The sequence below is a fragment of the Mycobacterium sp. BMJ-28 genome, assembly GCF_054404835.1.
Genome location: NZ_CM136783.1, coordinates 3,826,025 through 3,848,771 on the forward strand (window position 1 = coordinate 3,826,025; position 22,747 = coordinate 3,848,771).

The 22,747-nt window shown below is 65.2% G+C and carries 17 protein-coding genes; 10 read left to right on the plus strand and 7 right to left on the minus strand.

Going from position 1 to position 22,747, the window contains the following annotated elements:
- Positions 1 to 39 precede the first annotated feature (39 nt).
- From ACXPWS_RS18900 to aceA, 3 genes are all read left to right on the plus strand, one after another.
- Positions 40 to 1,209: an LLM class flavin-dependent oxidoreductase gene (locus tag ACXPWS_RS18900; RefSeq protein WP_458708131.1), complete on the plus strand. Its 1,170-nt coding sequence runs from the start codon at positions 40 to 42 to the stop codon at positions 1,207 to 1,209.
- Positions 1,209 to 2,573, plus strand: a complete 1,365-nt coding sequence (locus tag ACXPWS_RS18905; protein WP_458708132.1) for an NtaA/DmoA family FMN-dependent monooxygenase — start codon at positions 1,209 to 1,211, stop codon at positions 2,571 to 2,573. Before ACXPWS_RS18900 ends, ACXPWS_RS18905 begins: the two co-directional genes overlap by 1 nt.
- Before the next feature lie 139 nt (positions 2,574 to 2,712).
- A complete protein-coding gene (gene aceA / locus ACXPWS_RS18910; protein ID WP_458708133.1) occupies positions 2,713 to 5,001 on the plus strand; it encodes an isocitrate lyase ICL2 in 2,289 nt (762 codons plus the stop codon).
- Positions 5,002 to 5,012: 11 nt separating this feature from the next.
- On the opposite strand, the gene ACXPWS_RS18915 is transcribed toward aceA, so the two are convergent.
- The gene (locus tag ACXPWS_RS18915; protein WP_458708134.1) at positions 5,013 to 6,179 is read right to left on the minus strand and encodes an acyl-CoA dehydrogenase family protein; all 1,167 of its coding nucleotides are present in this window, start codon (positions 6,177 to 6,179) and stop codon (positions 5,013 to 5,015) included.
- 162 nt (positions 6,180 to 6,341) lie between these two features.
- Between ACXPWS_RS18915 and ACXPWS_RS18920 the strand changes: the two genes are divergently transcribed.
- Positions 6,342 to 6,728 (plus strand): STAS domain-containing protein, encoded by a 387-nt coding sequence (locus ACXPWS_RS18920; protein ID WP_458708135.1) that lies wholly within the window; start codon positions 6,342 to 6,344, stop codon positions 6,726 to 6,728.
- A 33-nt stretch (positions 6,729 to 6,761) separates the two neighbouring features.
- Entirely contained in the window at positions 6,762 to 7,199 is a 438-nt protein-coding gene (locus ACXPWS_RS18925; protein ID WP_458708136.1) for an ATP-binding protein, read from the plus strand.
- A 5-nt stretch (positions 7,200 to 7,204) separates the two neighbouring features.
- Here the strand turns inward: ACXPWS_RS18925 and ACXPWS_RS18930 are convergent, their stop codons facing one another.
- A complete protein-coding gene (locus tag ACXPWS_RS18930) occupies positions 7,205 to 8,110 on the minus strand; it encodes an LLM class flavin-dependent oxidoreductase (RefSeq protein WP_458708137.1) in 906 nt (301 codons plus the stop codon).
- Between the two features lie 109 nt (positions 8,111 to 8,219).
- Between ACXPWS_RS18930 and ACXPWS_RS18935 the strand changes: the two genes are divergently transcribed.
- Both ACXPWS_RS18935 and ACXPWS_RS18940 read left to right on the plus strand, forming a co-directional pair.
- Positions 8,220 to 9,038 (plus strand): formate/nitrite transporter family protein, encoded by an 819-nt coding sequence (locus tag ACXPWS_RS18935; RefSeq protein WP_458708138.1) that lies wholly within the window; start codon positions 8,220 to 8,222, stop codon positions 9,036 to 9,038.
- Entirely contained in the window at positions 8,998 to 9,540 is a 543-nt protein-coding gene (locus ACXPWS_RS18940) for a type 1 glutamine amidotransferase domain-containing protein (protein WP_458713598.1), read from the plus strand. The genes ACXPWS_RS18935 and ACXPWS_RS18940 overlap by 41 nt, the downstream gene beginning before the upstream one ends.
- A 254-nt stretch (positions 9,541 to 9,794) precedes the next feature.
- On the opposite strand, the gene ACXPWS_RS18945 is transcribed toward ACXPWS_RS18940, so the two are convergent.
- On the minus strand, positions 9,795 to 10,556 hold the full coding sequence (locus ACXPWS_RS18945) for a hypothetical protein (protein WP_458708139.1): 762 nt from the start codon (positions 10,554 to 10,556) through the stop codon (positions 9,795 to 9,797).
- 46 nt (positions 10,557 to 10,602) lie between these two features.
- Between ACXPWS_RS18945 and ACXPWS_RS18950 the strand changes: the two genes are divergently transcribed.
- Positions 10,603 to 17,766 (plus strand): Ig-like domain-containing protein, encoded by a 7,164-nt coding sequence (locus ACXPWS_RS18950; protein WP_458708140.1) that lies wholly within the window; start codon positions 10,603 to 10,605, stop codon positions 17,764 to 17,766.
- 90 nt (positions 17,767 to 17,856) lie between these two features.
- Here the strand turns inward: ACXPWS_RS18950 and ACXPWS_RS18955 are convergent, their stop codons facing one another.
- The gene (locus tag ACXPWS_RS18955; RefSeq protein ID WP_458708141.1) at positions 17,857 to 18,258 is read right to left on the minus strand and encodes a type II toxin-antitoxin system VapC family toxin; all 402 of its coding nucleotides are present in this window, start codon (positions 18,256 to 18,258) and stop codon (positions 17,857 to 17,859) included.
- 476 nt (positions 18,259 to 18,734) lie between these two features.
- Entirely contained in the window at positions 18,735 to 19,616 is an 882-nt protein-coding gene (locus ACXPWS_RS18960; protein ID WP_458708142.1) for an alpha/beta fold hydrolase, read from the minus strand.
- A 57-nt stretch (positions 19,617 to 19,673) separates the two neighbouring features.
- On the opposite strand from ACXPWS_RS18960, the gene ACXPWS_RS18965 reads away from it, so the two are divergent.
- Positions 19,674 to 20,324, plus strand: a complete 651-nt coding sequence (locus ACXPWS_RS18965) for a winged helix-turn-helix transcriptional regulator (RefSeq protein ID WP_458708143.1) — start codon at positions 19,674 to 19,676, stop codon at positions 20,322 to 20,324.
- A 122-nt stretch (positions 20,325 to 20,446) separates the two neighbouring features.
- Here ACXPWS_RS18965 and ACXPWS_RS18970 read toward each other — a convergent pair whose 3' ends face one another.
- Together ACXPWS_RS18970 and ACXPWS_RS18975 are read right to left on the minus strand one after the other, a co-directional pair.
- The gene (locus ACXPWS_RS18970; protein ID WP_458708144.1) at positions 20,447 to 21,010 is read right to left on the minus strand and encodes a GNAT family N-acetyltransferase; all 564 of its coding nucleotides are present in this window, start codon (positions 21,008 to 21,010) and stop codon (positions 20,447 to 20,449) included.
- 323 nt (positions 21,011 to 21,333) lie between these two features.
- A complete protein-coding gene (locus ACXPWS_RS18975) occupies positions 21,334 to 22,239 on the minus strand; it encodes a zinc-dependent alcohol dehydrogenase family protein (protein WP_458708145.1) in 906 nt (301 codons plus the stop codon).
- 244 nt (positions 22,240 to 22,483) lie between these two features.
- On the opposite strand from ACXPWS_RS18975, the gene ACXPWS_RS18980 reads away from it, so the two are divergent.
- Complete coding sequence (locus ACXPWS_RS18980) at positions 22,484 to 22,744, plus strand: ArsR/SmtB family transcription factor (protein WP_458713599.1); 261 nt, start codon at positions 22,484 to 22,486, stop codon at positions 22,742 to 22,744.
- Positions 22,745 to 22,747 lie beyond the last annotated feature (3 nt).

Consider the following 22,747-nt stretch of genomic DNA (forward strand, 5'->3'; position numbering starts at 1 on the left):
CACGTTGTCGGTGAGAACCGCGTAGGAAAGCGAGACTCCATGCCCGATCCCGACCTCATCCATCTCGCCGTCGCCCTGGACGGCACCGGATGGCATCCGGCCGCCTGGCGTGAACCCGAAGCCCGCGCAGCCGACCTGCTCAAGCCCCGGTACTGGGCCGACCTGGTGGGCACCGCCGAACGTGGCCGCCTTGATCTGGTCACCATCGAGGACGGCCTGGCCATGCAGTCCGACCATCCCTGGCGTTCCGATGAACGCACCGACCGGGTGCGCGGCCGACTCGACGCGGTACTCATCGCATCCCGGGTGGCCCCCATCACCCGTCACATCGGGCTGATCCCCACCGCGATCGCCACCCACACCGAACCGTTCCACCTGTCCAAGGCCATCGCCACGCTGGACTACGTCAGCACCGGCCGGGCCGGTGTACGGGTGCAGATCTCCGCGGGCCCCGAGGCGGCCGGGCACTTCGGCCGGCGCGCGATCGGTGAGCGCTCCACCGCCCTCACCGAAGACCTGATCGGCGAGGCCGCCGACTACATCGAGGTGCTGCGCCGGCTCTGGGACAGCTGGGAGGACGACGCGGAGATCCGTGACGTCGCCACCGGGCGGTTCATCGACCGGAACAAGTTGCACTACATCGATTTCGAGGGCAAGCACTTCTCGGTGAAGGGCCCGTCCATCACCCCGCGCCCCCCGCAGGGGCAGCCGATCGTCGCCGCACTCGGACACGTCGACCCGGTGTACCGGCTCATCGCCGAAGGCGCCGACATCGGTTTCGTCACCCCGCACAGCGCCGAGGAGACCACCGCACTGGTCGGCACCATCGCCGCACAGCGCCCCGCCGGGCTTGCCCCGGTGCGGGTGTTCGCCGATCTGGTGGTGTTCCTCGCCGATACCGCCGACGCCGCGGGTGCCCGCAAGGCGCGTCTGGATGAGCGGCTCGGCGGCGAATACCGCAGTGACGCCGAGATATTCGTGGGCACCGCGGCCGAGTTGGCCGACCTCCTGCAGCAGTGGCACGCGGCCGGTGCGGCCGGGTTCCGGCTGCGTCCCGCCACCCTGCCGCACGATCTGGAACAGATCACCGACGCATTGGTGCCAGAGCTTCGCCGGCGCGGCGTGTTCCGTGACGACTATCACGGCAGCACGTTGCGTGACCTGCTCGGCCTGTCCCGCCCCACCAATCGGTACGCAGGAGTTCAGTGATGACCAAACCCGTCAAGCAGATTCACCTGGCTGCCCACTTCCCCGGCGTGAACAACACCACCGTGTGGAGCGACCCGGCGTCGGGCAGCCACATCGAGTTCAGTTCGTTCGCGCATTTCGCGCAGACCGCCGAGCGGGGCAAATTCGACTTCCTGTTCCTGGCCGAAGGGCTGCGACTGCGCGAGCAGGGCGGTCAGATCTACGACCTGGACGTGGTGGGCCGGCCGGACACCTTCACCGTGCTGGCCGCGCTGGCCGCGGTGACCGAGCGGCTGGGTTTGACCGGCACCATCAACTCCACCTTCAACGAACCTTACGAGGTGGCAAGGCAATTCGCGTCGCTGGATCATCTGTCCGAGGGGCGTGCCGCCTGGAACGTCGTCACCTCCTGGGATGCCTTCACCGGTGAGAACTTCCGCCGCGGCGGCTATCTCGCCGAGGATCAGCGGTATTCGCGAGCGGAGAGCTTCCTGACCGCGGCCCACACGCTGTTCGACGCGTGGCGCGGCGACGAGATCGTCGCGGACAAGGAACGCGGGGTGTTCCTGTCCGATCCCCAGGCCGGCGCATTCTCCTATCAGGACCAGCATTTCGATATCAGCGGGCGATTCAACGTGCCGCGCAGCCCGCAGGGCAGGCCGGTGATCTTCCAGGCCGGCGACTCCGATCATGGCCGCGAGTTCGCCGCGTCATCCGCCGATGCCATCTTCTCCCGGCACGGCACCCTGGCGGACGGGCAGGCGTTCTACACCGACGTGAAGGGCCGGCTGGCCAAGTACGGCCGGCGCCATGACCAGTTGCTCATCCTGCCCGCGGCCACGTTCGTACTCGGCGACACCGACGCCGAGGCTGCCGACATCGCTCACGACGTGCGGCTGGCTCAGGTCTCCCCCGCCACCGCGATCAAATTCCTCGAGCAATTGTGGAACCGCGATCTGTCCGATCACGACCCGGATGGCCCGCTGCCCACGGTCGACCCATTGGTCGGGGAGAACACCATCGCCAAGGGCCGGGCCAGTGTGCGCATGCACCGGGACCCGATCGCGGTCGCCAACGAATGGCGGGCCAAGGCCGAGGCCGAGAACCTCAGCACCCGCGAGCTCATCGTCGAGGTGACCGGACGGCAGAATTTCGTGGGCTCACCGGCCACCGTCGCGGAGTCGATCAACCATCTGGTGCAGTCGGATGCCAGCGACGGGTTCATCCTGGTCCCGCACGTGACACCCAGCGGGCTGGACCCGTTCGTCGACCAGGTGGTGCCGCTGCTGCAGGAACGCGGCGTCTTTCGCACCGACTACGCGGGCACCACCCTGCGCGACCACCTGGGCCTGGCCGAGCCCGCCCGGCAGTCCAGGGCCAGCTGAGCCCTCCTATGTTGGACGGGTAACCGGGACCCGGGTACGCGTGATCCAGACTCCGCAGGGAATTCAGCGAACCCGGTCCGACGGCCCGCTCGGGCGGCAATGATGGATTCAGACCCGAGCTCGACGAGGAGCGCACGATATGACCGCGATCGAAAACAACGTCAGTTCCACCTCGGCATTCGACGACGACGTCGCCGCCACCCAGGCTTATTTCGACAGCCCGCGTTTCGAGGGCATCACCCGGCTGTACTCGGCCCGTCAGGTTGCCGAGCAGCGCGGCACCATCCCGGCGGACTATCCCGTCGCCCGGGAGGCCGCCACCGCCTTCTTCCCGCTGCTGCGTGAGTTGTACTCCCAGAAGAAGAGCATCACCACCTTCGGCCCCTACTCCCCCGGCCAAGCCGTGGTGATGAAACGGATGGGCATCAAGGGCATCTATCTGGGCGGCTGGGCCACCTCGGCGAAGGGGTCCATCAGCGAGGACCCCGGACCCGATCTGGCCAGCTATCCGCTGAGCCAGGTGCCCGACGAGGCGGCCGGGCTGGTGCGCGCGTTGCTGACCGCCGACCGCAACCAGCACTACCTGCGCCTGCAGATGACCCCCGAACAACGCAGTGCGACGCCCGAGGTCGATTACCGGCCGTTCATCATCGCCGACGCGGACACCGGCCATGGCGGTGATCCGCACGTGCGCAACCTGATCCGTCGTTTCGTCGAGGCCGGCGTCCCCGGCTACCACATCGAGGATCAGCGTCCCGGTACCAAGAAATGCGGCCACCAGGGCGGCAAGGTGCTGGTGCCCTCGGACGAACAGATCAAGCGGCTCAACACCGCCCGCTTCCAGCTCGACATCATGCGGGTGCCGGGCATCATCGTCGCCCGCACCGACGCCGAAGCGGCCAACCTGATCGACAGCCGCGCCGACGAGCGCGATCAGCCATTCCTGCTGGGCGTCACCAACGTCAAGATCCCGCCGTACAAGTCCTGTTTCCTCGCGCTCACCCGGCGCTTCTACGACTTGGGCGTCACCGAACTCAACGGCCACAAGCTCTATGCGCTGCCCGACGGTGAGTACGCCACCGCCGAGGCGTGGCTGGACCAACAGGGCATCCTGCGCCTGGTCGCCGATGCCGCCGCGTCGTGGAAGGACAACCCGCGCCAATCGTTGGACAAGTTGTTCGACGGGGTCGAGTCCGCGTTCGTCGATGCCTGGCAGAACGACGCCGGATTGCAGACCTACGGCGACGCCGTGGCCGAACTGCTGGAGTTCCGGGAACGCGAAGGTGAGCCGCCGGCCACCACCGCCAAGGAATGGCGCAAGTTCGCCAAGACCGCCTCGTTGTATGTGGCCCGCGCTAAGGCCAAGGAACTCGGCGCCGATGTGGTCTGGGATCCCGAGCGGGTGAAGACCCCGGAGGGCTACTACCAGATTCGTGGCGGCATTCCCTACGCCATCGCCAAGTCACTGGCCGCCGCGCCGTTCGCCGACATCCTCTGGATGGAGACGAAGACCGCGGATCTGGCCGATGCCAAGGAGTTCGCGGATGCCGTCCACGCCGTGTACCCGGACAAGATGCTGGCCTACAACTTGTCGCCGTCGTTCAACTGGGACACCACCGGGATGACCGACGACGAGATGCGAGCCTTCCCCGAGGAGATCGGCAAGCTCGGGTTCGTCTTCAACTTCATGACCTACGGCGGGCACCAGATCGACGGCGTGGCGGCCGAGGAATTCGCCACCGCCCTGCGCCAGGACGGCATGCTCGCCCTGGCCCGGTTGCAGCGCAAGATGAGGTTGGTCGAGTCCCCTTATCGCACACCGCAAACGCTGGTCGGCGGACCGCGCAGCGACGCCGCGTTGGCCGCGTCGTCAGGCCGGACCGCCACCACCAAGTCCATGGGCAAGGGTTCCACTCAGCATCAGCATCTGGTGCAGACCGAGGTGCCCAAGAAGCTGCTCGAGGAGTGGCTGGCGCTGTGGGGCGAGCACTACCAGCTCGGCGAGACGCTACGGGTGCAGTTGCGTCCCCGCCGCGCCGGTTCCGACGTGCTGGAACTCGGCATCTACGGCGACGGCGACGAAAAACTTGCCGATGTGGTGGTCGACCCCATCAAGGACCGGCACGGCCGCAACATCCTGACGGTGCGCGACCAGAACACCTACGCCGAGAAGCTACGCAAGAAGCGGCTGATGGACGTGATCCACCTGTGGCTGATCCACCGGTTCAAGCCGGAGATCGTCTACTACGTGACACCCACCGACGACAACGTCTACCAGACCGAGAAGATGAAGAAGCACGGCATCTTCAGCAACGTCTATCAGGAGGTCGGCGAGATCATCGTCGCCGACGTCAACCAGGCCCGCATCGACGAGCTGTTGACCAGCGACCGCGCGGCACTGGGCAGGCTGATCCGCAAGGAGGACTGAGCGCCGGCGCGCTATAGCCCGAAGTGGTCATCGATGACGCCCAGCCATACCTGGGCGGCGTCGATGGCCACTTTCTCGCTGATGAAGGCGTGCTGGGTGCCGGTGTAGATGTCGCGGAACGCCCGCTCCAGCCGGCTGCCCTCCCGGATCGCAGTGGTACCGGCGGCCAGATGCGCCCATTCGGCGGCCTCCTTGGCCACCGTCGTCGCGTACACCGCGGCCACCCGCATGTCCGCTCGCATCGTCGGCGTCAGCTCGGCGCCGGCGTCGACCTCGGCCTCGACTGCGCCGAAGGTGTCCAGCACCAGCAGCCGGGCCGCCCGCCATGCCGCCACATGGTGGGCCAGCGCCTTCTGAAAGGTTTCCCGGCTGGCCAGCGAAGCCATGTCGGACATCCGGAACTTGGTGGCGGCCAGCGACTGCACGTCATCGAGCATGCTCTTGGACACGCCGAGCGCCCACGCGGCATGCCCGGCCGCGGTCACCGGCATCATGCCCATCCGACCGGCCGCACTGCTGCCGCGCAACGGGTCACGGCTGAACAGTGCGAACGTGCGGTGTTCGGGGACAAACAGATCGGTGACGTGGTAGTCGTAGGATCCCGTGCCTTTGAGCCCCTGCACGTGCCAGCCGTCGGTGAAACCGACCTGCTCCCGGGGCAGCACCGCGACCAGCAGTTCGGGCACACCGTCGCTGACCCAGCGGATCTGGCCGTCCTGCATCGGGATGAAACCGGCGGCGATATAGGCGGCGTGTCCGGTGCCGGAACCGAAATTCCAGGATCCGGTGAGCCGGTAGCCGCCGTCGATGACGGTGCCCTGCCCGTTGGGCGCGAACTGCCCGCCCATGGTCACCTGATTGTCGTGCGTGGTGAACACCTCGGCGAAACCATCCTGCGGTAGATAGCTGGCGGCGGCGAACGACGACGGCAGGTTCGCGATCCCGACCCAGCCGAATGAGCCATCCTGCCAAGCCATTTCCAGCCAGGTCTCGATCATGTCGGCGAACGATGGCTCGACGCCCCCGGCCTCGGCAGGGTTGAACGCCGTCATCAGGCCGGTACTCCACAGCGCCTCGACCACCGGGGCCGTCAGGGTGCGCAGCCGCTCCGAGTCGGCCGCTTCGGCGGCGATCAGGTCCCGTAGGCCGGTGGCCGCGTCGACAGGTGTGGTGCTCACCGGTTGATCGTGGAGGCTGGCCTTCGCCGTGGCAAGCACCCGGCCGGATTTCGGCGTCCAGGATGATGTGGCGCTGCTCGCCCTCGGGATGCCCGGTGCAGGTCAGCGCCCCAGGTAGCATGTGGCGATCGTCCGACCAGATCGAACAACTGCGAGGTAATGATGACCAGCCAGCCGGACCCGGCCATCGGCAACGAGAGTGCGGCAGCCGGCTGCACCGTCGAAGAACGCAGGCTGGGTGAGGTGAGTGTGGTGTCGGTCGCCGGGACGGTGGACACGCTCACCGCCGCCACCCTGGAGACGGCCATCGCCGCCGCCGCTCGGACTGCTCCGCGGGCCGTCGTGGTCGACCTCGGGTCGGTGGATTTTCTCGCGTCGGTCGGCATGGGGCTGTTGGTGGCCGCACACGGCGACCTCACCCCGGCGATACGATTCGCTGTCGTGGCCGACGGGCCGGCGACCAGCCGGCCGATGAAACTGATCGGCATCTCCGAGGTCATCGACGTATTCGCCACCCTGGATGACGCCCTGCGCGCCGTCACTGCGTAGAACCAGCCGCGATCGGGTAGTCATCACGGTGACATGGCAGACCAACAACAATCCGGCCCAACCTTTTCCAGGCTCGGGGTCGATGCGACACCGCGTCAAGCGGCTGTCATCCGTGACGAATTCTCGAGCTGGCTGGCCCGATACCTGAGTCTGGGCCCGGTGAAGTCCAGTGACGTCCTGCTCGCCGTCAACGAGGCCCTGGCCAACGCGGCCGAGTTCGCGTACCGCGACGCCGCGTCACCGGGGGTGATGCACACCCGCGCCGTGTACGACCCGACGCTGGCAGTTCTGACGGTGACGGTTTCCGACGAAGGCGCTTGGCGCACCAAAGACCGTGCCGCTCAAGCTGATCCGGCGCGCGGCCGTGGCGTCACGCTGATGAATGCGCTCACCGACAGCGCCGCGATCGAGGCCACCCCCGCCGGCACGCGGGTCCGCCTCCGGTGGGACCACATTCACCCGTCTTCCTAGCCGGATCAGCGCTGCCGAACAGCGGCGGCGACGTCTTGCCCCACGAATCGGGCAAACTCCGCCACGTCGGTCCCGGCGCTCGGTTGCAACACCACGGTGTCCGCTCCGGCCCGTACCCAGCGCGCCACACCGGCCGCCACCACGCCGGCATCCCCCGCGATGCCCACGTCCTCGGCCGGGTCCAGGCCCCAATGGGCAATCTCCGCGGACAGTTCCTCGTGTGCGGTCGTTCCGGTCGCACACAGCACGTAGGCGACCACCGCGTGCGGGACGGGTGCGGGGCGCAGGTCACGACCCGCCCCTATCTGGGTGACGGCGGCACGCAACGCCTCCGGGGTGGTGCCACCGGTGATCACCGTTCCCGAGGCCAATTCCCCACTGAGACGCAGGGTTTTCGGTCCGGTCGCGGCGGCCAGCACTTCGGTGTCCGAAATGGGCGGCCAATCCAGGGCCACGTCGTCGAGCTGGACGTAGCGGCCGGAGAAGGACACCCGCTCGCCGCGCAGCAGGGCGGTGAGGCAGGTCAGGTATTCGCGCAAAAGCGTCATCGGCGAGTCGACCCGCTCGCCGATCTGCGCCATCCAGTCCTGCACACCGTGGCCCACGCCGATCCGGACCCGACCCGGGAAGGCCCGCGCGAGCGTGGCGATCTCCATCGCGGTGACCGCGACATTACGCATGGGTATCGGCAGTACCCCGACCCCGACGGTCAGTTTCGCGCTGTGCGACAACGCAATAGCCGCGCTCGAAATACCGCCGGCCAGGAAGCAGTCCTCCCACAGCCACAGTTCGTCGAGTCCGGCCTGATCGGCCGCGCGTGCGGCCGCGGCGAGGTGCTCGGGCCCGATCTGCGGGCGGAACACGATCCCCAGCCGCACCTCGTTTTGGCCGTCATTCGTCGCCCGTGTCACCGGTGGTCCCTCCTCTGCGCCGCAGCGACGCGGCGAGCCTGCGTTTGTATCGGGGCATCGGACGGGTATTCAACCCTTCTGCCCTCCGCCCCCAGCCTAAGGATTCGACGTGAGACAGACGACGCAACGCGATCTCGGCGAATCCGACAGTCCTATCGAAGACGAGCTTGAGGACGCCTTCACCAGGATGATCGACGAAGGCACCCAGCGACTGCACCGCACCTGGCGTGAGGTGCTGGTCACGGGTTTCTTCGGCGGCACCGAGGTGGCGATGGGAGTGCTCGCCTACCTGTCGGTGCTCGCTGCCACCCACGACCCGCTGCTGGCAGGCCTGGCCTTCTCGATCGGCTTCCTGGCCCTGCTGCTGGGCCGTAGCGAATTGTTCACCGAAGGGTTTCTGGTGCCGGTCACCACGGTGGCCGCCAAGCGCGCCAGCGTGGGTCAGCTGCTGAAGTTGTGGGGCGGCACGTTGAGCGCCAACCTCGTCGGTGGATGGGTGCTGATGTGGCTGATCATGACGGCGTTTCCGAAACTGCACGGCCAGGCGGTGGAATCGGCGACGCATTACCTGGCCGCTCCCCTGTCGGCCGAGACGGTGACGCTGTCCCTGCTCGGCGGGATGGTCATCACCCTGATGACCCGGATGCAGCACGGCACAGATGCCATCTTCGGCAAGATCGCCGCCGCGGTTGCGGGTGCATTCCTGCTTGCCGGTCTGCAGATGTTCCACTCCATCCTGGATTCGTTGCTCATCTTCGGCGCACTGATCACCGGCGACACCACGTTCTCCTACGTCGATTGGTTGCGCTGGTTCGGTTACACGGTGGTGGGCAATGTGGTGGGCGGCCTGCTGCTGGTGACGCTGCTGCGGCTGCTCCGCAGTAAGGATCGGCTGCAGGAGGAACGCGCCGACGCCGAATCGTCATGACGTATCTGTCGAGCCGCGCGAACTGCTCGAGCCCCGCGCTGCCGTGGAGGCCGAAGGCGCCTCGACGCAGCTGTTGTCCCTGCAGGCCGGCTCGATCTCGCTGCGCGACCATGATCTGGAACCCGCGGGCGATTCCGCCGTGGACGGTCTGGTCGCCGACGCCGACCCGGAGCAGTTCGACGCGCTGTTGATTCCCGGTGGCACCGTCAACGCCGACAAACTGCGCAGCGACGACAACGTGGTGCGCTTCGTGCGCGATTTCGTGGCCTCGGGCAAGCCCGTCGCCGCGATCTGCCATGCCCCGTGGACCCTGATCGAGGCGGGTGTCGCCAAGGGCCGGACGCTGACGTCGTATGCCGGCCCGCGCACCGATCTGGTGAACGCCGGCGCCAACGTGGTCGACCGGGAGGTCGTCATCGACGGCAATCTGATCTCCAGCCGCTCCCCGCAGGATCTTCCGGCGTTCTGCTCGGCCGTGGTGGCAGGTTTCGCGTCTGCGTGACATCGGTTCCCCGCGCCGGTGGCACCAGTCCCATGCGAACTCATTGCGTGTCATACGAACGGATTACACGCAGGCCGCTGCGAGTTCGGCAATCGGATTCTGCACGTGATTTGGCCCAATACATCCGTATTTTCTCTGCTATGTTCGGCGGGTTATCAGGTGATACCCAAGCAATGCACAGCCGGTGCTCCTGACTCATAAACGTTGTGAAAGTCGGGGCCGGCTTGCCGCTGCTTCCCCTTGGGGGCGGCGCGTCACACCGCGCTCGCCAAGAGGGGTGGCGTCATGGGATCTTCCAGGTACATCGGCCGTGTCGGCGCGCTGGCAGTAGCCCTCGGGATCGGGACGGCGGTCGCGTCTGTCCCCGGGGTGGCGTGGGCTGATCCCGGCGACACCGACTCGACGTCCTCGAGCTCGCCCGCCGGCACGCATTCCGAGACCCCCGGCGGCGCGCCGGTCACCGGGGAATCGAAGGATTCCGGTACCGCGGCGACCACCACATCTGGCACGTCGGAACCGACGGAGCCGGCCGGTTCCGCACCGAAGTCGGCGAGCTCGCCCGCGACTGGGTCCAAGATCACCCCAGCACGAGCGCCCAAGCGTAAGCCGGCGCACACTCCGGCGACCACCTCGCTCAGGGTGTCGACGCCCGATATCGCATCGGCGCCGCCCAAGCCTGAACCGAGCGCCGATGCCGCTCCCACCCGCCACACCACGCTTGCCCCCAAGCCATCGAACAGCACCTCGCCCACCGACAGCACGGTGTCCATCCAGACGGTGACACCGGATCCGACCCCTGAGGTGAAGGCGTCGGCGAGTGCCGACGCGAGCGGAGCCGCGGTTGCGACGGTGTCGGGGCCATCGGCGACGCCCGGCACCGATGTGCCGGTGCAGAACCCGGCCGAATGGGTGCTACTGGCGGCCGCGCGCCGCGAGATCGGTTCGGACACCGGGAACGAGGCACCGTTGATGGCGCAGACCCTGACCTCGCAGCCGATGACAACATCGGTCTCCAATGCCGTTGCACCACCAGTGAATCTGCCGCCTGCCGTCACGACCACAGTGAGCACACCCAATTCCGATACCGGCGCGGTGACCGGGAAGATCACCGCAACCGACCCCGAGAAGCAGAAGCTGACCTACGCGGTCGTCGGTCCCGCCCCGGCCGGATTGTCGTTCGACACCAAGACCGCCGCGTTCACCTACACCCCCACCGCCGCGCAGCGGATACTGGCAGGCTTGGGCACCGGCCCGACCACTATCGGTTTCACGGTGGCCGTCTCTGACGGCGTGAACACCACCAACGCCGAACTCAATGTTCCCATCTCGACGGTATCGATCGCCGACGCCGGCGCCTTCCACATCGGTGGTAGCGGGTCAGGGCTGGTGGTGTCCAATACCCGTGCCTACGTGAGCAACACCGGCGACAACACCATCACCGTCATCGACACCCAGCACCACACCGTGATCGGCTCGATCACCCTGGACAGCCAAGCCGTCGGCACCGCCCTGACTCCTGACGGCAAGAAGCTCTATGTCGCGACGGCAGAGCTCGACGCCATCACCGTCGTCAACACCGCCACCAATGCCATCACCTCCTACATCCAGACCCCGGACCGCTACTACGACCTGATAACCGTCAGCCCGGACGGAAAGACGCTGTACGCGTTGACCGATGACGAGACCGGCGCCACCCCCGTCGCGACGGTCACCAAGATCGCCACCGCCACCGACAAGGTGACCGGCTCGGTGGCACTGCCCGGCGCCACCGTCGTGTTCGACGACAATTTCGACGTCACCTCCTTCTACAGTCTGGTCGTCACCCCGGACAGCAAGAAGGTCTACGTCATCACCGATCTGGCGCCCGCCCAGGAGGGTGATGCCGCCCCCAGCGCCCTGTTCACCTTCACCGGCTCGGCCAAAACCGCCACCCTCGTCACGCAGGGGATCTACTACGTGGAATCGGCGGTCAGTCCGGACGGCAAACGGCTCTATGTCAACGATGTCGATGCCGGCTCGGTCCTGGTGTTCAACACCGCGACCGACAACCTGCTCACCAGCTTCTCCAATTCCGATGGCGCACTGGGAAGTATCACCTTGAACGGCGATGGATCAGTGCTGTTGGCCGTCAACACCGACCTCAATGCCGTCGTCGTCTACGAAACCACCTCCGGCGCCTTCACTCCGATCAGCGTCGTGGCGGCCGGGGTGAGCACGGTCGGCTACTACCCCGCGGCCGCGCTGTCCCCGGACGGCAAAGAACTCACCTACCTCGCCGATGATGGCATGCTGCAGGTCATCTCGGTCGCCACCGGCGCGCCGCGCGCCATCCCGGCCCCCATCCTCGGCGCGCCCAATCCCGTCACCGGAGCGGTGACCGGCACCGTCACCGACGCCACCGGCAAGAAACTCACCTACAGCCTGATCAGTGGGCCTACCGGCGGCACATTGACGTTCAACAAGACCACCGGCACCTTCACCTACACCCCCACCGTCGCGCAGCGGGTCCTGGCCGGCCTGGACTCGACCGCCACCACGGCCGGCTTCACCGTCACCGTCTCCGACGGTAAAACCACCGTGCCGGTGCAGGTCAGCATCCCGATCGACCCCATCCACATCACGGGCGCGGGCAACATCGGAACCGGATCCACGCCTTGGGGTATCGCCGTCACCAACACCCGGGCCTACGTGAGCAACCCGGCCGGTTCGTCCATCGCGGTCATCGACACCATTCACGGCACCACACTGGCCTCCATCACCGTGCCTGCCGGCGTGGCCGGTATCGCCGTCACCCCTGACGGCAAGCAACTGTTCGCCGCGTCCTACACGGATAACAAAGTCTTGGTGATCGACACCGCCACCGGCACCATCAGTCGCACGCTCACCCTGGCCGGGAAACAGCCGCTCTCGGTGGCCATCGGTGTCGACGGCAAGACCGCCTACGTCGGATCAGCGTCGGTGAACGCCGACGGCAGTCCCGCCCTGGACAAGAACGGCAATCCAGTGGGCGGCACCATCAGCAAGATCTCCACCAGCAGCTACAAGGTGACCGGCACCGTCACCAACGTCGGCGTCGGCCCGCTCACCCTCACGGTCGCCCCTGATGGCAAGAAGATCTACGTGGTGTCCTATGGACTCAATAATCAGAGCACCCCCGCACCCAATGCGGTGTACGTCTTCGCCTCGAACGCCGGCAAGGGCACGCTCATCAGCGGAGTGGGCGAACACGCCACCGCGATCACCGTCAGCCCGGACGCCTCCAAACTGTATGTCGCAGGCTCAGATTCCACTGTGTATGTCGTAGAGACCGGCAAGTACCGCGTCGTGGGGTCAACCGACGTCGGCGTGACGCCGAATGCCCTCACGCTGACCAAAGATGGCTCCTTGCTGCTGGTCAAGTCGGACGACGGACACGTCTCCTCCTTCGACGCCGCCACCTTCACCCAGTACAGCGACTTCACCGCCGACCCGAATTACCAGGGCAGCTCCCCGACCTTCGTGCTCTCCCCGGACGGGCAACAGGCCTACACCCTCACCAGCGCTGGGCTGCAATTCATCTCACTGACTCCACCCAACCTGTTCCCCAGCCTCGATGCACAGACGATCCTCACGCCGACCGCCAGCGGTACGGTCGCCGGCAGCCTCACCGTCACCGACCCCGACGGTGACCCGCTCACCTATACCGCAACCAAACCTGTCAACGGCACCGTCACACTCAACGCCGACGGCACTTTCACCTACACCCCTACCGCCGCGGCGCGACACGCCGCCGCCGGAAGCGGAGCCACCACCGACACCTTCACCATCAGCGTCGACGACGGCCGGCGCGGCATCCTCTACCGCGACATCACCGTCGACATCGTGCCCACCAACGCCGACCCCACCGAGAAACACACTGTCGGCAAGCCGAATTCGACCACCGGGGTGGTCACCGGTGCCGTCACCGTGACCGACCAGGACAAAGACACCCTGACCTTCACCGTCAGCACCGCAGCCAAAGGCAACGTGACCGTCACCGCGAAGGGTGGCTTCACCTACACCCCGACCGCCGCGGCCCGGCATGCCGCCGCAGCACTCGACGCCACGGCCGCCGACAAAGCCGATCACTTCACCATCACGGTCAGCGACAACCATGGCGGCGTCATCGATGTCCCGATCACCGTCACCATCAGCCCCAGGAACAGCGCACCCGCGGGCGCCAAGGCCACCATCCTCAACACCAACAATGACACCGGGGTGATCACCGGTGCCATCGATGCCACCGACAGCGACGCCGACATCCTCGCGTTCACCTCCACGCCGCCGTCCAAGGGCACCGTCAACCTCTACGCCGACGGCACCTTCACCTACACCCCGACCGACGCGGCCCGTGCCGCCGCCATCACCCCGACGGCCAGCGCCGCCAGCAAGGCCGACACCTTCACCGTCACCGTGTCAGACGGATTCGGTGCCAGCACCACCACGACGGTCAAGGTATTGCTCACCCCTAACCACGCCCCGACCCTCAGCACGGTCAAGGTCGGCGCACCCAACAGAAGTTCCGGGGTGGTCACCGGAACCGTGATCGCCGGCGACACCGATCGCGACACCCTCACCTACAGCGGCACATCGGTGACCGGTAAGGGCATCGTCGTGGTCAACGCGAAGGGAACCTTCACCTTCACTCCCAGCGCCGAGGCCCGCCACGCCGCAGCAGCGCTCGGCGCCCCCGCATCCGACAAATCGGATTCCTTCACCATCACCGCTTCCGACGGGCGCGGTGAGACCATCACCATTCCCGTCACCGTCACCGTCGGTGCCAAGAACGCTGCACCGACCAATGCCAAAGCCAGCAACCTATCGACCAATCCGGTCACCGGCCGGGTCAGCGGCACGATCACCGCCACCGACCTCGACGGCGACACCGTCAGCCTGCACGCCGCGCCGACGACGCCGAAAGGCACCGTTGTCGTCAACGCCGACAACACCTTCACCTACACCCCCACTGCTGCGGCCCGCGAAGCTGCCGGCGCCGCGAAAGCCACCACTGCAGCCAAGACCGACTCCTTCAGCGTCACCGTGGTCGACGCGTACGGCGGCCAGACCGTCACCACCGTGAAAGTCGGCATCGTGCCCGCCGCCACCGGCAACCGGGTGCCCGTGGCCGACGGATCACCGTATGACATCACCGTGGACAACACCACGGGAACGGTGAGCGGCCACGTTCACGTCACCGACACCGACGGCAGCGCGCTGACCTACAGCCTGGATGCCGGCATGGATCCGGCCGTCGGCACCGTCACGCTGAATGCCGGCACAGGTGCCTTCACCTTCACCCCGACCACCCGAACGCGGCTGCACGCCTGGTCCACACCGGGCGCCGATACCGTCGGATTCACGATCAACGCCTCCGACGGCCAGGACGGCGCGCCCGTCGACATCGCCGCACCCGTTCTCGCCCTGGCGCCGGCGGCCGGCGGAACGCTGCAGGCCGCCGAACTCAAAGACCTCATCGCCAGTGGCGATGTCGACGTCAGCGAGAATTATGACGGTACCGTGCGCACCATCTACGGCGCCTTCACCGGGACCGTCGTGCACAGCAGCGCCGATGCCGCCGCCGCACTCAACCAGGTCGCCAAGTTACTCGGCGCCCCACCCGGGTTCGCTACCGCCGTAAACATCACCAGCCAAACCATCTCCGCCACAGGCGAAGCCGCCCAGACCTACTACCGGCTGACTCAGACGGTCAACGGCGTCCCCGTACTGGGCAACCAGATCACCCTGTCCACTGATGCCGATGGACACGTCACGGGAGTCTTCAGCACCTTCGACTCCGCGGTATCCACCACCAACACCACCCCAGCCGCTGGGATCAACGTGGCCACCCAGGCCAACGACGTCGTCAAAGCCGCCATCCTCAGCGGTCTCGGCAACCAACTCGACGCCGCCACCACGGCCGCCCTCGCGGCATCCCTGACCTACCACACCGGACTGGTCATCTACGCCGTGGATGCCAGCCTGCCCCCGACCCTGGCCTGGCAGGTCGCAGTGACCAACGCCCAGGCGTTCGCGGAGGACGGCCCCGACCTTCCCTACGTTGACCAGACGTACTACATCGCCGCCAGCGGAGCGCACGCGTCGACGATCCTCACCGTCGAAGACCCATTCGACGGTGCCGACGTCGCCGCCAGCATGTACGCCAACGATGAGCTCGGCAAGCGGCGGATCCTCAAAGTCGTTCACGACGCCAGCCTGCCGGCGGGCACCTTGAGTTACCGACTCATCGATACGTCGCGCAACATCACGACGTACGGTTCGCACACCTATGACGCCCTGCAGAAGGCGGACGCCAAAGGCACCCTCGATCTCGACATCGTGCGCGGTGCACCCGGCAACTGGATATCGTCGACCATCTCCGCGCACGCCAACATCGAAACCATCTACGACTACTACAAATACGCACTCGGATTCAACGGCTTCGACAACATGCCGATCAGAGTCGCCGTCGTCGACCGTCTCGACATCCTGGCATGGAGCGCGGTCCTGCAAGACAAGCAGAACAAGCTCTACGTGCAACTGGTGTTCAGCGACGGTTCAGAAGCCGCGCTCGACATCGCCGCACACGAATACACCCACGCCGTCGTCAGATCGATCGTGGGCGCCGGCGCAGGCCTGGGACCGAGCTTCGAATCCAAGGCGCTCAGCGAGGCCTATGCCGATATTCTGGGCAGCCTCATCGAAGGCAAGACCGGTGCGGACCGCTACATCATCGGCGAAGACATCTCCGGATGCTCTTACCGGTCAAGCAGTTTCGGTTGCGGAATCCGCTACACGGCCGACCCGTCACTCGCCTTCAACCCTCACACCGGCGTCGTCGACGGCGTCACACATCACCAGATCTACGGTGAGAACCACGAAAACTACAGCGAATTCCACACCAGCGACAACTATTACGACGACAGCACCATCTTCAGCTTCGCCGCCGAGAAGATGATGACCGACGCCGGCACCACCGGCGTCACCCGCGACAAATGGGCGACACTGTTCTACAAGTCGCTGTACAACCTGTCCCCCGGGGCCACCTTCGTCGATGCCCGGTTCGCCGTGCTCGCCACGGCCAAGTCGATGGGCTTCACCACCAAGCAGATGACGGCCATGCAACAGGCCTTCACCAGCGTCGGCATCGTCGCCGGAAGCAGCTATCACTACGGCTCCACCTCTTCGGTCGGCCTGGGATCCACGCCGGGCAACCTCGCAGTGAGCGGCAACGCCAACTACGCCTACGTCATCGCCAACGGTCAACTGAAGATCATCGACACCCGGTCGGCGCCGACACCGACAATCACCACGGTGAGCGTCGGCAGCAACCCGACGGGCGTGGCCGTCAGCTCCGATGGCGGCACCGCCTATGTCACCAATTCCTCAAGTGGCACAGTCTCGCTCATCTTCAACACTGCCATTGCCCCGATCGTGACGACCATCGCCGTCGGTGGCAATCCGACCGGTGTCGGGACCAGCGCCGACGGTCGCACCGCCTACGTGGCCAACACCTCCAGCGGTACGGTCTCCATCATCGACAACAGCGGCAAAACCCCCGTCGTGAAGACCGTTGTCGTCGGTGGAAATCCGGGAGCGGTGGCGGTAAGCAGTACCGGCAGCCGCGCTTTCATCACCAACTCCTCGGCCAACACCGTGTCGATCGTCGACAAGTCGGGTGGAATACAGACGGTCGCTGTCGCGGGCGGACCGAAGGCGATCAAGGTGAGTGCCGATGGCTCGACCGCCGTGGTCTACAGCGGGAACGGAACCGTGTCGATCATCAAGACCACCGGGTCGAGCCCGACCGTGGTCCAGGTTCCCGGCTATTTCGACTCCTACGACAACGTCGGCTTCATGGCACTGAGCCAGAACGGCAGCCGGGCCTTCGTCACCCAGCACGACAACGTGAACACACTCGCCATGATCGACACCACCACGGCCACACCGACAGTCACCTATTTCAGCTTGGGTGACCTCGCGCACTCCGTTGCGACAACAGCGGACGGAACTCGCGCTTTCGTCGTCACCCATGGCGCGCTGTACGTCATCGACACGCGGGTGGCCCACCCGACACCGGTCGCCACCAACATCACCATCAACAACTCAGGCAGCGACTACCAGCAAGTGGCGGTGAGCGCGGACGGCAAGTTCGTGATCGCGACCGACATCAGTGGAAACTTCACCGTGCTGAACGGCTCGGCGTTCTGACGAGGGGAAGACGCAGTACACCGCGCGCGCCATCCCGAAGACCTGCTTCGCCGTACGCCAGAGTCGATCGAGTTGAATCTGGTCGTTGATCTACGGCCGCAGGATATCGTCCATGGATGCCGTCGTGACGAATTCCCTCGCCGCAGACGCGAGTTCGTCGTCTGAGGTAACCAACGCGTCAGCCTGCAGTTGGGTCAGCGCGATGTATTCGGCTTGACCGATGTCGGGCCAATTCAGCTTGGCGGCTACCCGCCATGCGTGGTCCTCCAGCGATCGGTCGCCGAGGAACCGAATCCGCAGCCTTCGAATATCGTTGAGGATTTTGCGACCCGCCCGTTCATCGATCTCGCCGCGCCGCGCCGCTCCGTACACCAGCGCAAGCACCTGCGATCGCAGCAGCGTGGGAGCCGTGAGGCTGTGCTGAGCTGGAATCGTCACTCCACCGCGGGCAAGGTCGATGGCTACCGGCGCATCGATGACGAAAGTGGTCATTCCTGCACCTTCGCACGCACCACCGACATTCTGCCGGTCAACGTGCCGCACCAATTCCGTATCGCCGTTCGGCGCGCCCTAGCAAGACGCAACGCCAACGTCACCGGCAACAGATCGATGTTGTTTCTCGGCGTCAACGTTGGCGCCACCTCACTCAATAGCGCAGGCGCGCTCTTGACGAGCATCTAGTATTCGGTGGCGGGATGCCGAAGGAACGTCCGCGGCTTCGTACTCCGGGCGATCCTCTCCGGCCTCGATGTACCTGCGGGACTGAACCGTCTGGTCGAATCTTGCTGGTAGTGCGCCGCATTACTCGAGCCAGGAGTTACGCAACGCCACATCCGTCGCACGCCGGTGTTGAATCACTCGACCGGCAGCGGAGTAGCACAATGAATGCTGTACGCCGGCTAGGGATTCGGGATGGTCGATGGCGAGTCCGAACGCGATCTGCACTGATTCGGCCTCGTCGTGGGCCACTACGCCCCCGATGGGCTGTGCCATCGGCGGATCGCTGCGACAAACTCTGCCGGGGCATCGGACTCCACGTACGTGCCGGCGCCTGCGACGACGACGGTCTCGTGCGCAGGGAACGCGGCTTGCAGCCGCCGACGCTCCTGCGCGCGGAAAGCTATGTCGGCATCACCCCACACGATCAGCGTCGGCAGGTGCGCGAGGTCGACAAGGCCGGCCTCGACCTCAGCGAGAAGCCCGCGACTCTCCAGGATTCGACCGGGAAGTACGGCGCAGGCCTGTCGTCGCTCAGGCGTGCCCAGAGCCAATCGGTAGTGCGCCATCTCCTGTGCCGTCGGCTTTCGTCTTCGATGGCCTGTCGGGATGAACACGTTGACTAAAAGGTTGAAGCGTTGAACCAGGAACCGCGTCGGAAGGCTGCCGCCGATACGCGAAAAGGCTTCGTAGTAGAGATCGCCGTTGACGGGCCATGCCCACGTATTGGCCAGCACCAGGCGCTCGACAGTGCCCGGTCGTCGCAGCGCGGCCGCCAGGCCGATCGGGCCTCCCCAGTCCTGCCCGACCAAGGTAAGGGCCTCTAATCCGAGTACGTCCACCAGTCCGGTGACCACGTCGACGTGTTCTTCGGGCAGGTACCGGTAACCGGGCTTCGGCGTGGACAGCCCGAAACCGGGATAGTCCAGGGCAATACATCGGAAATCATCTCGAAGCGCACGGATCGTGTCGCGCCACAGAAACGACCAGGTTGGGTTGCCGTGCAGGAACAGCAACGTGTGTCCTGATCCTTCGTCGACGTAGTGCACGCGGTGCCCGTCGATGTCGATGAATCGACTTTCGAACGGGAACAATTCGTCGTCCACCCACGCGGGTCGTTCCCTGACGGTCATGTCCACCCCCTTAAGATGATATAATCAAGCGAACTTTAAAATAGCAAGTAGGTAGGAATGAGTCGAGACTACGGCCAATACTGCGGACTCGCACGAGCCCTGGATGTCGTGGGCGACCGATGGAATCTGCTGATCGTCCGCGAACTCCTGATCGGGCCCGCGCGCTACGGCGAGCTACGCGAAGGCCTGTCGGGCATCGCGACCAACCTGCTGACCGACCGGCTGCGCGACCTGGAAACCGCCGGTGTCATCGAGCGGCGCTTGTCCGAGGACAGCAGCGCGATCACCTACGCGCTCACTCCATGGGGTGCCCAGTTGCGCCAGCCGATCAATGGGCTGATCCGCTGGTCGACACCGCTGATGATTCGGGGACCCGAAGGAGACGACTTCCGCGCCACAGGGCTTTTCGTGGCACTCCCCGCGCTGTTCGAAGGCCGTGTGCCTGCCCGTCAGGACGTGGCCGTGGGAGTCGCGGTTGACGGCGTGGTGGTCCAACTCCAAGCAACTGCTGCCGGCGTCGAGGTCAGCCGACCCGACGGCCGGAAGCTCGACGCCACGCTCACCGCCGACGGGGCACTTGTGCTTGGACTCTCGGCCGGCGTTCTGGCCCTCGACGATATCCGCGCCCTCGTCGACATCGACGGAGACGAAGCCGCTCTGCGCACCTTCTTCGACGCACCCAGGCCTTCCGTCGACGTCACCACATGATCTCGATGCCCATGTTTACCTGCTTCAGAGATGCCCCCGTTGCGAGCCGCAAAATGCAGGCCGGCCAGGGGTCGTCCCGTTGATCTCACTCACCCGCAATTCACGCGTCGACCTTGCTTCGCTCACCCATCCTTGAACGCGTGCAGACGGGCAGTCGCCAACGTCTGCTCAGATCCCCACTGCTCGAAAGTACCAACGACGTTGAACCCCAGCCGATCCGCGAGGCGTAGCGACGCATGATTGGCAGTTTGAGTGACGACCACGACCGGTTGATCGGGGAGCTCCGACGCGGCGCACTTCAGCAGCATGCGCGCAGACTCGAAGGCGTAGCCCTGACCCCACGCATGCCGCCGGAACACATACGCCAACTCCAACTCGTCGCCTCCCTTTTCGAGGAGGCCTGGAACCTCGAGCGCATGCCGATTGAGCACCATCGTGCCCAACATGTCATCGGAGTCCTTGAGTGCCACCACGTAACAACCTGCGCCAGATAGCAGTGCCGCAGCACCTGCGGCCCCAAAAGCGGCTCTGACATCGCGTTCAAGGCGCGGACCACCAAGAAAGCGACGTACCCGCTCATCGACCTGGGTCTCAATGAACCCGTCGGCGTCACTGTCGCGTGCCTTGCGTAAACGCACCCGCTCACCTTCGATGGATAACGCTCGCACCGTGAAACCATCAGCCACGACTTCACTGTCGCCAAACAGCGGTCCAGAATCAAACCGCCTCCCCGGTCGCCGGGCAGGGTGACTTCCCCGGCAGAGTCGGCCGGCTGTCTCGTGCACTACCGCGCCGCGGTCACAGCCCATCCTGACCTTGAGCTCGCGTGCGGCATCGGTGACGTCGAACGAATTACCTCGACTGACCGCATCGCGGTGGTCGTCGATCTTGAAGACTCCGTGTCAACGGTCTCTCAAAAATTGACCCTCTGTGGGTCTCAAGAATTGACCCGCCCACTTTAGGTTGTTGTCGACTGTGAACCCTGCCGATTGTTGACCATCGGGAGGATTTACGGCATGGCGATGATCACCTTGCCAATGTTGGTGCGGTTGTCCAGTCGATGAAACGCTTCTGCGAATCCTTCGAAGGCGAACGTCGAGTCGATCACGGGTTTGAATGTGTTGACCTGGAGTAGCTTCAGGAATGAGCGAGTGTCTTGCCTGCTGCCAACGCGTATCCGTCGAATCCATTCGTATGATCCGTCGAAGAACTCAGCGAACTGCAGACCCCAGTTTCCTTGACCGAGAAACCCGATCAAGTCGATCTCGGTGGCGTCGTGGCCACATCTGAGAGACTCGCGCATCGTCGCTGCTCCGCCCACTTCGATGATGCGATCGACTCCGCGACCGCCGGTAGCAGAGCGCACGGCGGTGGACCACTGAGGGTTGTCCAGGTAGTTGAGTACTTCATCGGCGCCCAGGGTGCGTAGTAATTCCGCCTTTTCTGGTGTTGAAGTAGTGGAAATTACCTTGGCGCCGATAGCTTTTGCGATCTGGACTGCAAACAGTGAGACTCCGCCGGTCCCCTGCGTGAGGATGGTATCGGTGGCGGTGATGGGATTCGGCCCGGTCAGCGCGGTCCAGGCCGTCACGCCAGCACAGGACAACGTTGCCGCCTGCGCATCGTTCAGTGCGGAGGGCGCCAACTCCAGGCTTTCCTCGGAAACAACCTTGTATTCGGTCAACCATCCGTCGACCGCGGTCCCGTACTCATGCTGCAGGGTGCCTGGGTAGGGTCCGGCAAACCATTTGGGGTTGAAGACGTTCAGTACTCGGTCCCCGGCGCTGAATCGTGTTACCTCAGGCCCCAACGCAACGACCTCGCCGACAGCGTCAGATACGGGGATCAGTCCGTCCGGGGCATCGGGGAAGTATCGCCCGTAAATCATCGCCAAGTCACGATAGTTCAATGCCACTGCGCGGATTCGGATCAGAACTTCGCCGCGCTGAGGCTCGGGTTCAGACTCGGAAACGACTACCAAGTTGGCAATCGAGCCGCGGCGGCTTAGTCGAACGGAACGCAATGACACCCTCCTTCAGAGTGAGGTGCAACGATACTTCCAATACTTTGGAAGTATTGCAGCAAGGTAGCATGGCTCTGTGACGTTGACGCAGCGACAACGAGGCACTCCGCCGCCCGTGCTTGATCTCGCAACGGTGATGCGCACTCTGGGCGAACCAGCGCGACTCCAGATTGTCGCCCTTCTGGCGGACGGATCTCAGCGGACCAGTGGGGAGATTGCGCAGCTTGTCGGCCTTCCGGCCTCGACGTGCTCTTATCATCTGAAGCAGTTGGTGGCTTCAGGTATCACTGAGTGTTGGTCAGTAGGCACTGCTCGTTATCCGACACTTCGGCGGGAGGCACTTGAAGAACGGTTTCCCGGTTTGCTGCACGTTGTCCTCGCTGAACACAGCGGCTAGCTA